Origin of the sequence: Streptomyces sp. NPDC005302, assembly GCF_040607345.1 — a bacterium.
In the GTDB taxonomy this organism is placed as follows: Bacteria; Actinomycetota; Actinomycetes; order Streptomycetales; family Streptomycetaceae; genus Streptomyces.
Genome location: NZ_JBEXGN010000001.1, coordinates 302003 through 315847, shown reverse-complemented (window position 1 = coordinate 315847; position 13845 = coordinate 302003). Strand labels below are relative to the sequence as shown.

The window sequence follows — 13845 nt, the reverse complement described above, 5'->3', positions numbered from 1 at the left end:
CGATCTGTGCCCATCGGAGGCAGGCGGCAGCAGCCATCGACAACTCGACCTGGTTACGGTACGCGCGGCTACGCCATCCGGTCAAACCAGTCCCTCGCAGGAGACACTATCCACAGGCTGGGGACAACAACTTGAACCGCACCCGTCGCCCTGACTACCGTGGCTGAACTCCGATTCGTTCCGTTCTCGCCGCCCCAGCGGTTTTCTTCCTCCGCCCCGCCCCGCCTGATTTACCAACCCGTTCCCAGAACCACACGTTCGTGGGACCCGTGAGAGAGCGTGCCCTGTGGCTGACGTACCTGCCGATCTTGCCGCAGTGTGGCCACGAGTACTGGAACAACTCCTCGGTGAGGGCCGCGGTCAGGGCGTCGAGGTCAAGGACGAGCACTGGATCAAACGCTGCCAGCCCCTGGCCCTGGTCGCGGACACCGCTCTGCTCGCTGTCCCGAACGAGTTTGCGAAGGGCGTCCTTGAAGGCCGTCTCGCGCCGATCGTGAGCGAGACGCTGAGCCGCGAGTGCGGCCGCCCGATCCGTATCGCGATCACCGTCGACGACTCCGCCGGCGAGCCGCCCCCCACGCCCGCCGCCCCTCGCTACGAGGAGTCGGAGCACTCCGCCGGGCAGGGCCGCGACGCGTACGAGAGCCAGGGGCGCGAAGAGCGCAGCCCTTATGACAACGGTCAGGGACGCGACGACCGGGGCGCCTACGAGAGCGGTCAGGGACGCGAGGACCGCAACGGCTACGAGGGTCAGCGGGACGAGCGCGCCGCATACGACGGCCAGGGCGGCCAAGGCGGCCGTGACGACCGCGGCGGTTACGAGGGTGGTCAGGGACGCGACGACCGCAGCCCCTACGAACCGCAGGGGCGCGAGGAGCGCAGCCCGTACGAGCCCCAGCGGCGCGACGCATACGAGGGGTACGGCCGCCACCGCGCCGACGACCACCGCGGCGGCCGCTCCGAGCCGCTGCCCGGCGCGCCGGGCGACCAGCTGCCGACCGCGCGTCCCGCCTACCCGGACTACCAGCGCCCCGAGCCGGGCGCCTGGCCGCGGCACTCCCAGGACGACTACGGCTGGCAGCAGCAGCGCCTGGGGTTCCCCGACCGCGACCCGTACGCCTCGCCGCAGCAGGACTACCGGCCGCAGCCGATGGACCGCTCGCCCTACGAGCAGCAGCGCCAGGACTACGACCAGTCGCGCTCGGACTACGACCAGCGCCCCGACCGCCGCGACCTCCAGGACCCCTCCGGCAACGGCCAGGTACGCAGAGGCGGCCCCTCGAGCGGTGCTCCCGGACCGAAGGCGGCGCAGCCCGCGCCGGCGTCGGGTCCGGGTGAGCCCACCGCGCGGCTGAACCCGAAGTACCTGTTCGACACGTTCGTCATCGGTGCCTCGAACCGCTTCGCGCACGCCGCCGCGGTGGCTGTCGCCGAGGCGCCGGCGAAGGCGTACAACCCCCTCTTCATCTATGGGGAGTCGGGCCTCGGCAAGACGCACCTGCTGCACGCGATCGGGCACTACGCCCGCAGCCTCTACCCGGGCACGCGGGTGCGGTACGTGAGCTCGGAGGAGTTCACCAACGAGTTCATCAACTCCATCCGCGACGGCAAGGGCGACAGCTTCCGCAAGCGGTACCGGGAGATGGACATCCTGCTCGTCGACGACATCCAGTTCCTCGCGGACAAGGAGTCGACGCAGGAGGAGTTCTTCCACACCTTCAACACGCTCCACAACGCGAACAAGCAGATCGTGCTCTCCAGCGACCGGCCGCCCAAGCAGCTGGTCACCCTGGAGGACCGGCTGCGCAACCGTTTCGAGTGGGGTCTGATCACGGACGTCCAGCCGCCCGAGCTGGAGACCCGGATCGCCATCCTCCGCAAGAAGGCGGTCCAGGAGCAGCTCAACGCCCCGCCGGAGGTTCTCGAGTTCATCGCGTCCCGGATCTCGCGCAACATCCGCGAGCTGGAGGGGGCGCTGATCCGGGTGACGGCGTTCGCGTCGCTCAACCGGCAGCCGGTGGACCTCGGTCTGACGGAGATCGTCCTCAAGGACCTGATCCCCGGCGGCGAGGACTCCGCCCCGGAGATCACCGCGCCCGCGATCATGGCGGCGACCGCCGACTACTTCGGGCTCACCGTGGACGACCTGTGCGGTTCCTCGCGCAGCCGGGTCCTGGTGACGGCGCGCCAGATCGCCATGTATCTGTGCCGTGAGCTGACCGATCTGTCGCTGCCGAAGATCGGCGCGCAGTTCGGCGGCCGTGACCACACGACCGTGATGCACGCGGACCGCAAGATCCGCGCGCTGATGGCCGAGCGCCGCTCGATCTACAACCAGGTCACGGAGCTCACGAACCGCATCAAGAACGGCTGACTCAGCCGGCCGCAGCAGCCTGCGAAGGGCGCCCCGGGACACCTTCCCGGGGCGCCCTTCGCCATTTCCTGACGCCCTCAGGCGCCTGCGGCGGGGCTCGGTCGTCCTGTCGAAGATCCCCCACCGCGCCCCTCCCAGGAGTTCCGCAGCTCCCTTCCGAGGGAAGCAGAGTCATTCCCCGGCGGTCAGGCGCGTCCTCCCAGTGCCCCTGGAAGCGTCCTGAGAGCGCCCAAAAAATGCGTTTCGACGACTTCCGACGGCCTCACCGAGGGCTCGGAGCCCGCTGCCACCGCTACCGGCCCGACACCTGCTGTTCGAATCCGGGCGGGGTTACGGCCACCCTCCACAGATTCGGTGACTTTCTGGCGTCCACATCCTGGGGACCGGGAAGTTGTCCAGATCGTGTCCACAGGAGAGTCTGTTGAAAGACCATCAGACCAGGTCAACCGCCTGTGGATTCGTGGACGAAGATTCTCCACAGGCTGTGGACAAGGAAAAGATCCACAGGGTGTGCACCGAGTTGTCCACGGGCGGCCCACAGGCAGGAGCCCGTTGTCCCCAGCGATCTCCAGCTTCTCCACACCTCTGTCCACTGTTCGGCAACGCGACGCGCGATCTCACCGGGTCGAGTGAAAGGCGTCACACCAAGGTGCCGGATTGGGCTGTGGGGAACGAGGGCAAAGCTGGGGACGGTCCTGGGGAGAAGTGGCCTCAGGCTGTGCATCGAGTGTGCAGAACTTTTCACCGTCCACAGAGAGGCCTGGTTGTCCACCGCCTCCACCCACAGGGTCGGTGGACAAAAAACCGCCTCTGAGCTGCGAAAACGGGGTTATCCACGGTTTCCACAGCCCCTACTACTAAGACCAACTAGAGAGAGCCTGAGAAACGTTTCGAAGACGGGGCTGTGCACAACTCGCTCTCGGCGGCTCGACTGCCGCTCGGCACGACTTGACCCCGAGGGGCAACGACTGTCAGCGAGGTGCGTCAGACTGTTCCCCGGTGTCCTTCCCCTCACAGGGCCGAACGACACCGAGTCAGACGACGAAGGCCAGCAGGGCGAGAGCGCCGGCAACAGACGGAGGCGGCAACGGTGAAGATCCGGGTGGAACGCGACGTACTCGCGGAGGCAGTGGCCTGGGCGGCACGCAGCCTCCCGGCCCGTCCGCCGGCTCCTGTGCTCGCCGGCCTGCTTCTGCGGGCCGAGGAGGGCGCCCTGAGCCTCTCCAGCTTCGACTACGAGGTCTCGGCGCGGGTCTCCGTGGACGCGGAGATCGACGAGGAGGGCACGGTCCTCGTGTCCGGCCGTCTCCTCGCCGACATCTGCCGCGCCCTGCCCAACCGGCCGGTGGAGATTTCCACAGACGGTGTACGGGCGACCGTGGTCTGCGGTTCCTCACGCTTCACCCTCCACACCCTGCCCGTGGAGGAGTACCCGGCGCTGCCGCAGATGCCGTCGGCCACCGGCACCGTCCCCGGTGAGGTCTTCGCCTCCGCCGCCGCCCAGGTGGCCATCGCCGCCGGGCGGGACGACACGCTTCCCGTCCTCACCGGCGTGCGGATCGAGATCGAGGGCGACACCGTCACCCTCGCCTCCACCGACCGGTACCGCTTCGCGGTCCGCGAGTTCCTGTGGAAGCCGGAGAACCCCGAGGCGTCCGCGGTGGCCCTGGTGCCCGCCAAGACGCTCCTGGACACCGCCAAGGCCCTCACGAGCGGCGACAGCGTCATCCTGGCGCTGTCCGGCTCCGGTGCGGGCGAGGGCCTCATCGGCTTCGAGGGCGCCGGCCGTCGTACGACCACCCGTCTGCTCGAAGGCGACCTCCCGAAGTACCGCTCTCTGTTCCCGACCGAGTTCAACTCGATCGCCGTCATCGAGACCGCCCCCTTCGTGGAGGCCGTCAAGCGTGTGGCCCTCGTTGCTGAGCGGAACACCCCGGTGCGGCTGAGCTTCGAGCAGGGCGTGCTGATCCTCGAGGCCGGTTCCAGCGACGACGCACAGGCTGTGGAAAGGGTCGACGCGCAGCTGGAGGGTGACGACGTCTCGATCGCCTTCAACCCGACGTTCCTGCTCGACGGCCTCAGCGCCATCGACTCGCCGGTGGCCCAGCTGTCCTTCACGACGTCCACGAAGCCCGCGCTGCTGAGCGGCAGGCCCGCTCTGGACGCCGAGGCCGACGAGGCCTACAAGTACCTGATCATGCCGGTCCGCCTCTCCGGCTGACGCCCGGAGCCCGCCGGTCCCGAGGGCCGGCGGGCGGCACCGCGGACGGAGTACACGTCTGAGCGGCTATGCCCCCAGATGCGCAGGTGTTCCCCCGGTGCCCGAAAGGCGTGGGTGGTACCCCCCGGTCTAGGCTCGGACCCAGGTACGAGAGTGCCCTCACGCCACGTCGCAACCCTAAGGAACAACTGATGGAGCTCGGTCTCGTCGGCCTCGGCAAGATGGGCGGCAACATGCGCGAGCGGATCCGCCGCGCAGGCCACACCGTCATCGGATACGACCGCAACCCGGACCTCGCCGATGTCCACAGCGTGGAAGAACTCGTGGGCAGGCTCAAGGGCCCCCGCGTGGTGTGGGTCATGGTCCCGGCCGGTGCCGCGACCCAGGCCACCATCGACGAACTGGCCGCCGTGCTGGAGCCGGGCGACGTCGTGGTGGACGGCGGCAACTCCCGCTGGACGGACGACGAGAAGCACGCCGTCGAGCTCGGCATCAAGGGCATCGGCTTCGTCGACTGCGGTGTCTCGGGCGGCGTCTGGGGCTTGGAGAACGGCTACGCGCTGATGTACGGCGGCACCCCCGAGAACGTCGAGAAGGTGCAGCCGATCTTCGACGCGCTCAAGCCGGACGGCGACTTCGGTTCGGTGCACGCCGGCAAGGTCGGCGCGGGCCACTTCGCGAAGATGGTCCACAACGGCATCGAGTACGCCATGATGCAGGCCTACGCCGAGGGCTGGGAGCTGCTGGAGAAGGTCGACTCCGTCACGGACGTGCGCGAGGTCTTCCGGTCCTGGCAGGAGGGCACCGTCATCCGTTCCTGGCTGCTCGACCTCGCGGTCAACGCGCTGGACGAGGACGAGCACCTCGACAAGCTCAGGGGCTTCGCACAGGACTCCGGCGAGGGCCGGTGGACGGTGGAGGCGGCCATCGACAACGCGGTGCCGCTTCCCGCGATCACCGCGTCGCTCTTCGCCCGCTTCGCCTCGCGGCAGGACGACTCGCCGCAGATGAAGATGATCGCGGCCCTGCGTAACCAGTTCGGCGGACACGCCGTCGAGAAGGCCTGATCGACACCCCGGGTTCTCCACACCCGGGGTGACCCGGTTGTCCACAGCCGGGGAAAGAACCTGGGGACCGGGGCGACCCGGACTCCGGGCAGAACCGGAAACACCACGCTGGGGGAGGTCGGCGAACGACCATGCACGTCACGCATCTGTCGCTGGCCGACTTCCGCTCGTACGCCCGGGTCGAGGTTCCGCTCGACCCGGGCGTCACCGCGTTCGTCGGTCCCAACGGACAGGGCAAGACGAACCTGGTCGAGGCCGTCGGCTACCTCGCCACCCTCGGCAGTCACCGCGTCTCCTCCGACGCGCCACTGGTCCGCATGGGCGCCGAGCGGGCGATCATCCGGGCCAACGTCCGCCAGGGAGAGCGCCAGCAGCTCATCGAGCTGGAACTGAACCCGGGCAAGGCCAATCGCGCCCGCATCAACAGGTCCTCGCAGGTCAGGCCCCGTGACGTGCTCGGCATCGTGCGCACCGTGCTGTTCGCGCCCGAGGACCTCGCACTGGTCAAGGGCGACCCCGGCGAGCGGCGCCGTTTCCTCGACGAGCTGATCACCGCGCGCTCCCCGCGGATGGCGGGCGTCCGCTCCGACTACGACCGCGTCCTCAAGCAGCGCAACACCCTCCTGAAGTCGGCCGCGCTGGCCCGTCGGCACGGCGGCCGCACCATGGACCTGTCTACCCTCGACGTGTGGGACCAGCACCTCGCGCGGGTGGGCGCCGAACTGCTCGCCCAGCGCCTCGACCTCGTCGCGGCGATCCAGCCGCTGGCCGACAAGGCGTACGAGCAGCTGGCACCCGGCGGCGGACCCGTCGCCCTGGAGTACAAGGCCTCCTCGCCCGGCATCGTGGGCCACGCGCGCGAGGAGCTCTTCGCGCAGCTGATCGCGGCCCTGGAGGAGTCCCGCAAGTCCGAGATCGAGCGCGGAGTGACCCTCGTGGGCCCCCACCGCGACGACCTCGTGCTCAAGCTCGGCCAGTTGCCCGCCAAGGGATACGCCTCCCACGGTGAGTCCTGGTCCTACGCGCTGGCGCTGCGCCTTGCCTCATACGACCTGCTCCGCGCCGAGGGCAACGAACCGGTGCTGGTCCTCGACGACGTGTTCGCCGAACTGGACAGCCGCAGGCGCGAGCGGCTCGCGGAACTCGTCGCCCCGGGCGAGCAGGTACTGGTGACGGCCGCCGTGGACGACGACGTGCCGGGGGTTCTCAGCGGGACGCGGTATGTCGTGTCCGAAGGCACGGTGGAGCGCGTATGACGGAAAACACACCGGGAGCTGCTGCCGACGGCCCGTCCGGCGAAGCCGCCCGCAAGAAGACCCCCGAACCGTCCGGCGTCGACCTCGCCCGCGTGGCGCTGCGCGCCGCCAAGGAGCAGGCCCGCGCGCGTGGCGACGCGGCCCAGCAGAAGAGGCAGGCTCGCCGCGGAGGCGGCCTGCGCTCCGGCTCCGGTGCCGACGGCCGCGACCCCATGGCGCTGGGCGCCGCCATCAACCGGCTGCTCACCGAGCGCGGCTGGGAGACCCCGGCCGCGGTGGGCGGTGTGATGGGCCGCTGGCCCCAGATCGTCGGCGAGGACCTGGCCAAGCACTGCGTCCCGCTGCGCTACGACGAGGACCCCGCCGAGCGGGTCCTGACCGTGCAGTGCGACTCGACCGCCTGGGCCACCCAGCTGCGCCTGCTGGCCCCGCAGCTCGTCGCACGGCTCAACCAGGACCTCGGCCACGGCGCCGTCCGCCTGATCAAGGTCCTGGGCCCCAACGGGCCCGCCCGCCGCTACGGGCCCCTGCGGGCTCCAGGCAGCAAGGGTCCCGGCGACACCTACGGATGACCTCCGCGCGGTGATCGCCCCGGCTCCGGAGATCACCCGCGGCTTCGTCGGGCCCGCACCGGTTCACCCCGCGCCTCTCTCGTCACCCCCCTTCACGGGCATCGCACGCCCGCTTCGAGCCGGCCCTGCTCCGAACCCCGAGGCGGCCGACCTGCCGACGCCTCCTCCCCTTGATCCTCAGCGCCGTGCGTTCTCCCTGTTCAGGGGTGTGCCTAGCCCTTTTCGGCAGCTGTTCCACGCACCTCGCACGGCCGATCCCGACGTGCTCCGGAGGGCTGACGAGGGAAACCGGATGCGGTTGCGAAGACCGACCTGACTTGCCAGTAGCCAAGGGTTGACACCTGGAAGCGCTGAGTGCCGCTGTGAGCCTCTTTGGGCCCGGGTCCGCATATGGGGAGTCGGGCGAGACCGGTTCAGGGCGGCACATGCGGACTCAGGTACCGGCAAACCCCCATCACTGTCGGCGCTACCGGTAGACTGGAAGCTAATCCCGCCCCACTTGTGGGACGCACCGAGCAACGCTGACTAAGGCTTACCAACGCAACACGCCGCAGCCGCTCCGGCCACCCGCCGGGAGTTCGGCTTGTGCTGTGCCAGAAAGGGCGCTTCGTGGCCGATTCCGGCAACCCCAACGAGAACATCCCGTCCACCGACGCCGGCGCGAACGGCGAGGTCACAGCCTCGTACGACGCCAGCGCCATCACCGTCCTCGAGGGTCTGGACGCGGTCCGCAAGCGACCCGGCATGTACATCGGCTCGACCGGTGAGCGTGGGCTCCACCACCTCGTGTACGAGGTCGTGGACAACTCGGTCGACGAGGCGCTGGCCGGCCACGCCGACACGATCGACATCACGATCCTCCCGGACGGCGGCGTGCGCGTCGTCGACAACGGCCGCGGTATCCCGGTGGGCATCGTGGCGTCCGAGGGCAAGCCGGCCCTCGAGGTCGTGCTGACCGTGCTGCACGCGGGCGGCAAGTTCGGCGGCGGCGGCTACGCGGTCTCCGGTGGTCTGCACGGCGTGGGCGTCTCCGTCGTGAACGCCCTGTCGAGCAAGATCTCCGTCGAGGTCAAGACGGACGGTCACCGCTACACGCAGGACTACAAGCTGGGCGTCCCGACGGCCCCGCTCTCGAAGCACGAGGCCACGGACGAGACCGGCACGTCGGTCACCTTCTGGGCCGACGCGGACATCTTCGAGACCACGGAGTACTCCTTCGAGACGCTGTCGCGGCGCTTCCAGGAGATGGCGTTCCTCAACAAGGGTTTGACGATCAAACTCACTGATGAGCGCGATTCGGCGAAGGCCACAGCCGGTGCGGACGAGGCGGGTGCTGACGAGAAGGACGAGGTCAAGACCGTCACGTACCACTACGAAGGCGGCATCGTCGACTTCGTGAAGTACCTCAACTCCCGTAAGGGAGAAGCGGTACACCCCACCGTCATCGACCTCGAGGCGGAGGACAAGGACAAGAGCCTGTCCCTCGAGGTCGCGATGCAGTGGAACAGCGGCTACAGCGAGGGCGTCTACTCCTTCGCCAACATCATCCACACGCACGAGGGCGGTACGCACGAGGAGGGCTTCCGTGCGGCGCTGACCTCGCTCATCAACAAGTACGCGCGCGACAAGAAGCTGCTTCGCGAGAAGGACGACAACCTCACGGGTGACGACATCCGCGAGGGTCTGACGGCGATCATCTCGGTCAAGCTGAGCGAGCCGCAGTTCGAGGGCCAGACCAAGACCAAGCTGGGCAACACGGAGGCCAAGACCTTCGTCCAGCGCGCGGTCTACGAGCACCTCAACGACTGGCTGGACCGCAACCCGAACGAAGCCGTGGACATCATCCGCAAGTCCATCCAGGCGGCCACCGCGCGCGTGGCGGCCCGCAAGGCGCGCGACCTCACGCGCCGCAAGGGCCTGCTGGAGTCGGCGTCCCTGCCGGGCAAGCTGTCCGACTGCCAGTCGAACGACCCCACCAAATGCGAGATCTTCATCGTCGAGGGTGACTCCGCCGGCGGCTCGGCCAAGTCCGGCCGTAACCCCCAGTACCAGGCGATCCTCCCGATCCGAGGAAAGATCCTCAACGTCGAGAAGGCGCGGATCGACAAGATCCTGCAGAACCAGGAGATCCAGGCACTGATCTCCGCCTTCGGCACCGGAGTCCACGAGGACTTCGACATCGAGAAGCTCCGCTATCACAAGATCATCCTGATGGCGGACGCCGACGTCGACGGCCAGCACATCAACACCCTGCTGCTGACCTTCCTGTTCCGCTTCATGCGGCCGCTGGTCGAGGCCGGTCACGTGTTCCTGTCGCGCCCGCCGCTCTACAAGATCAAGTGGGGCCGGGACGACTTCGAGTACGCGTACTCCGACCGCGAGCGCGACGCGCTGATCGAGCTCGGCCGCCAGGCCGGCAAGCGCGTCCGTGAGGACTCGATCCAGCGATTCAAGGGTCTCGGTGAGATGAACGCCGAGGAACTGCGCATCACGACCATGGACCAGGAGCACCGCGTCCTCGGTCAGGTCACGCTCGACGACGCCGCCCAGGCCGACGACCTGTTCTCGGTCCTCATGGGCGAGGACGTCGAGGCGCGCCGCGCGTTCATCCAGCGCAATGCCAAGGACGTCCGCTTCCTCGACATCTGAGTCGGTCTCAGCTGACCGCGTCAGAAAGGATCTTCACCAGCAATGACCGACGAGAACACTCAGAGCATCCCCGAAGAGGGCGAGATCACCCTGCGCATCGAGCCCGTCGGGCTCGAGACCGAGATGCAGCGCTCGTACCTCGACTACGCGATGTCCGTCATCGTGTCGCGTGCGCTGCCCGACGTGCGGGACGGCCTCAAGCCCGTCCACCGTCGCGTCCTGTACGCCATGTACGACGGCGGCTACCGGCCCGAGAAGGGCTTCTACAAGTGCGCCCGCGTCGTCGGCGACGTGATGGGCACCTACCACCCGCACGGCGACTCCTCGATCTACGACGCGCTGGTCCGCCTCGCGCAGCCGTGGTCGATGCGGATGCCGCTGGTGGACTCCAACGGCAACTTCGGCTCTCCCGGCAACGACCCGGCCGCCGCCATGCGGTACACCGAGTGCAAGCTGAAGCCGCTGTCCATGGAGATGGTCCGCGACATCGACGAGGAGACCGTCGACTTCACGGACAACTACGACGGCCGCAACCAGGAGCCGACGGTCCTGCCGGCCCGCTTCCCGAACCTGCTGATCAACGGCTCGGCGGGCATCGCGGTCGGTATGGCCACCAACATCCCGCCGCACAACCTGCGCGAGGTCGCGGCCGGAGCCCAGTGGTACCTGGAGAACCCCGAGGCCTCTCACGAGGAGCTCCTGGACGCCCTGATCGAGCGCATCAAGGGTCCCGACTTCCCGAGCGGCGCCCTGGTCGTGGGCCGCAAGGGCATCGAGGAGGCGTACCGCACGGGGCGTGGCTCCATCACGATGCGCGCGGTCGTCGACGTCGAGGAGATCCAGAACCGCCAGTGCCTGGTGGTCACGGAACTCCCGTACCAGACCAACCCCGACAACCTCGCCCAGAAGATCGCCGACCTGGTCAAGGACGGCAAGATCGGCGGCATCGCGGACGTCCGGGACGAGACCAGCTCCCGTACCGGCCAGCGCCTCGTGATCGTGCTCAAGCGCGACGCGGTCGCCAAGGTCGTCCTGAACAACCTCTACAAGCACACCGACCTGCAGACGAACTTCGGCGCGAACATGCTGGCGCTCGTCGACGGTGTGCCGCGCACCCTCTCCCTGGACGCGTTCATCCGCCACTGGGTGACGCACCAGATCGAGGTCATCGTCCGCCGGACGAAGTTCCGGCTGCGCAAGGCCGAGGAGCGCGCGCACATCCTGCGTGGCCTCCTGAAGGCCCTGGACGCCATCGACGAGGTCATCGCCCTCATTCGGCGCAGTGACACCGTGGAGATCGCGCGAGAGGGCCTGATGGGCCTCCTGGAGATCGACGAGATCCAGGCGAACGCGATCCTCGAGATGCAGCTCCGCCGGCTGGCCGCCCTGGAGCGTCAGAAGATCGTCTCGGAGCACGACGAGCTCCAGGCCAAGATCCGCGAGTACAACGAGATCCTCGCCTCGCCCGTGCGCCAGCGCGGCATCATCAGCGAGGAGCTCGCCGCGATCGTCGAGAAGTTCGGCGACGACCGTCGTTCCAAGCTGGTGCCGTTCGACGGCGACATGTCCATCGAGGACCTGATCGCCGAAGAGGACATCGTCGTCACCATCACGCGCGGCGGCTACATCAAGCGGACGAAGACCGAGGACTACCGCTCGCAGAAGCGCGGCGGCAAGGGCGTCCGCGGCGCGAAGCTGAAGCAGGACGACATCGTCGACCACTTCTTCGTGTCGACGACGCACCACTGGCTGCTGTTCTTCACCAACAAGGGCCGCGTCTACCGCGCCAAGGCGTACGAACTCCCGGACGCCGGCCGGGACGCGCGCGGGCAGCACGTCGCCAACCTGCTGGCCTTCCAGCCGGACGAGGCGATCGCCGAGATCCTCGCCATCCGTGACTACGAGGCGGCGCCCTACCTGGTGCTGGCCACCAAGGGCGGACTGGTCAAGAAGACGCCTCTCAAGGATTACGATTCGCCCCGCGCCGGCGGCGTCATCGCGATCAACCTCCGCGAGACGGAGGACGGTTCCGACGACGAACTGATCGGAGCCGAACTCGTCTCGGCCGAGGACGATCTGCTGCTGATCAGCAAGAAGGCCCAGTCGATCAGGTTCACCGCTACGGACGACGCTCTGCGACCGATGGGCCGTGCGACCTCGGGCGTCAAGGGAATGAGTTTCCGCGAGAGCGACCAGCTTCTCTCGATGAATGTTGTTCGACCCGGTACGTTCGTGTTCACTGCCACAGACGGTGGGTACGCGAAGCGGACCAACGTCGACGAGTACCGCGTCCAGGGTCGCGGTGGCCTGGGTATCAAGGCCGCCAAGATCGTCGAGGACCGCGGTTCTCTCGTCGGTGCGCTGGTGGTCGAGGAGACCGACGAGATCCTCGCCATCACGCTGTCCGGCGGTGTGATTCGTACGCGAGTCAACGAGGTCAGGGAGACGGGCCGTGACACCATGGGCGTCCAACTGATCAACCTGGGCAAGCGCGATGCCGTGGTCGGTATCGCTCGTAACGCCGAGGCCGGTCGTGAGGCGGAGGAGGTCGACGGCGGAGACGCTGTCGACGACGTCGCCGAAGGCGTCGAGGCCGTCGGTACGGAAGAGGGCGATCCGTCCTCGGCCGAGTAGCGCGAGGAGTGAGTTCATCGTGAGCGGAGCCACGGGCGCCGGATCGACCGGTACGGAAACGGACGGCGGCCGTGGCCCCGCCATGGAGGGGGACGACTCCCATGACTCTCATGGATCCCAGGGGGGAACTGTGACGGACACCCGAGGCCAGCAGGCCCAGCAGTACGCGGGCGGGCAGGCGGCCCCGGCCGGGGCGACCTCGTCGCCGAGCGCGCCGGCGGCGGGACCGGCCGTGCCGGGCTCACCGCTGCCGGGCGAACGGAACGGGCAGCAGGCCGCCCAGCCGTATCACCCGCCGCAGGCCTACCCGGCTCAGGCGCCTTCGAGCGCGGTCCGCAGGCCGCGCACCGGCGCGCGGACCACGCCGCGCACCCGCAAGGCACGGCTGCGGGTGGCCAAGGCCGACCCGTGGTCGGTGATGAAGGTCAGCTTCCTGCTCTCCATCGCGCTCGGTATCTGCACGATCGTGGCGGCCGCGGTGCTGTGGATGGTCATGGACGCCATGGGGGTCTTCTCGACCGTCGGCGGCACCATCTCCGAGGCGACGGGCTCGAACGAGTCCAACGGGTTCGACCTGCAGTCGTTCCTCTCGCTGCCGCACGTCCTGATGTTCACGTCGGTCATCGCGGTCATCGACGTCGTCCTCGCGACGGCTCTCGCGACCCTCGGCGCGTTCATCTACAACCTCTCCGCGGGCTTCGTCGGCGGTGTCGAGCTGACGCTCGCCGAGGACGAGTGAGGGCCCGCTCAAACGCCCTCTGACTATCGATTTTGGGACTGGCCACGTCGTGCGCTAATCTTCAGAGGTCAGCGCGCGGGACACACACCGCAAAGCGCGGCGGGGCTATAGCTCAGTTGGTTAGAGCGCATCCCTGATAAGGATGAGGCCACAGGTTCAAATCCTGTTAGCCCCACAGCATCAAGACCCCCAACCGGTCACGGTTGGGGGTCTTTGCGTTGCCCGTACGGGGGTTGTGCGGGGCTGCGACGGGCTTCCCGGGAGCGGGGGCCCCGGATGCCTCACAAGGAGCCGCCACGGATGTCCCCGCGGGAGCCGGAGCCGCTCCGGCAG

Annotated in this window: 8 protein-coding genes and 1 tRNA gene; all 9 read left to right on the top strand. The window is 68.4% G+C overall.

What is annotated here, in order from left to right:
* The first annotated feature begins 286 nt into the window (after window positions 1–286).
* A complete protein-coding gene (gene dnaA, locus ABZT74_RS01365) occupies window positions 287–2374 on the top strand; it encodes a chromosomal replication initiator protein DnaA (protein ID WP_356169145.1) in 2088 nt (695 codons plus the stop codon).
* Window positions 2375–3464: 1090 nt separating this feature from the next.
* The gene (gene dnaN / locus ABZT74_RS01360) at window positions 3465–4595 is read left to right on the top strand and encodes a DNA polymerase III subunit beta (RefSeq protein WP_149512458.1); all 1131 of its coding nucleotides are present in this window, start codon (window positions 3465–3467) and stop codon (window positions 4593–4595) included.
* A 191-nt stretch (window positions 4596–4786) separates the two neighbouring features.
* The gene (gene gnd, locus ABZT74_RS01355; protein ID WP_356432826.1) at window positions 4787–5662 is read left to right on the top strand and encodes a phosphogluconate dehydrogenase (NAD(+)-dependent, decarboxylating); all 876 of its coding nucleotides are present in this window, start codon (window positions 4787–4789) and stop codon (window positions 5660–5662) included.
* A gap of 131 nt (window positions 5663–5793) precedes the next feature.
* A complete protein-coding gene (recF, locus tag ABZT74_RS01350; RefSeq protein ID WP_356169142.1) occupies window positions 5794–6918 on the top strand; it encodes a DNA replication/repair protein RecF in 1125 nt (374 codons plus the stop codon).
* Complete coding sequence (locus tag ABZT74_RS01345) at window positions 6915–7490, top strand: DciA family protein (RefSeq protein WP_356169139.1); 576 nt, start codon at window positions 6915–6917, stop codon at window positions 7488–7490. The genes recF and ABZT74_RS01345 overlap by 4 nt, the downstream gene beginning before the upstream one ends.
* A gap of 585 nt (window positions 7491–8075) precedes the next feature.
* Window positions 8076–10139, top strand: a complete 2064-nt coding sequence (gyrB, locus tag ABZT74_RS01340; protein ID WP_355873351.1) for a DNA topoisomerase (ATP-hydrolyzing) subunit B — start codon at window positions 8076–8078, stop codon at window positions 10137–10139.
* 42 nt (window positions 10140–10181) lie between these two features.
* The gene (gene gyrA / locus ABZT74_RS01335; protein ID WP_355873348.1) at window positions 10182–12773 is read left to right on the top strand and encodes a DNA gyrase subunit A; all 2592 of its coding nucleotides are present in this window, start codon (window positions 10182–10184) and stop codon (window positions 12771–12773) included.
* A 19-nt stretch (window positions 12774–12792) separates the two neighbouring features.
* Window positions 12793–13512: a DUF3566 domain-containing protein gene (locus ABZT74_RS01330; RefSeq protein WP_355873346.1), complete on the top strand. Its 720-nt coding sequence runs from the start codon at window positions 12793–12795 to the stop codon at window positions 13510–13512.
* Window positions 13513–13613: 101 nt separating this feature from the next.
* Window positions 13614–13687, top strand: a tRNA-Ile gene (locus ABZT74_RS01325).
* Window positions 13688–13845 lie beyond the last annotated feature (158 nt).

What these genes read in the sequence shown, in the direction of transcription:
- ABZT74_RS01345 (WP_356169139.1), top strand. Translation starts at nt 6,915, where the DNA reads ATGACGGAAAACACACCGGGAGCTGCTGCCGACGGCCCGTCCGGCGAA.
- gyrA (WP_355873348.1), top strand. Translation starts at nt 10,182, where the DNA reads ATGACCGACGAGAACACTCAGAGCATCCCCGAAGAGGGCGAGATCACC.
- gnd (WP_356432826.1), top strand. Translation starts at nt 4,787, where the DNA reads ATGGAGCTCGGTCTCGTCGGCCTCGGCAAGATGGGCGGCAACATGCGC.
- recF (WP_356169142.1), top strand. Translation starts at nt 5,794, where the DNA reads ATGCACGTCACGCATCTGTCGCTGGCCGACTTCCGCTCGTACGCCCGG.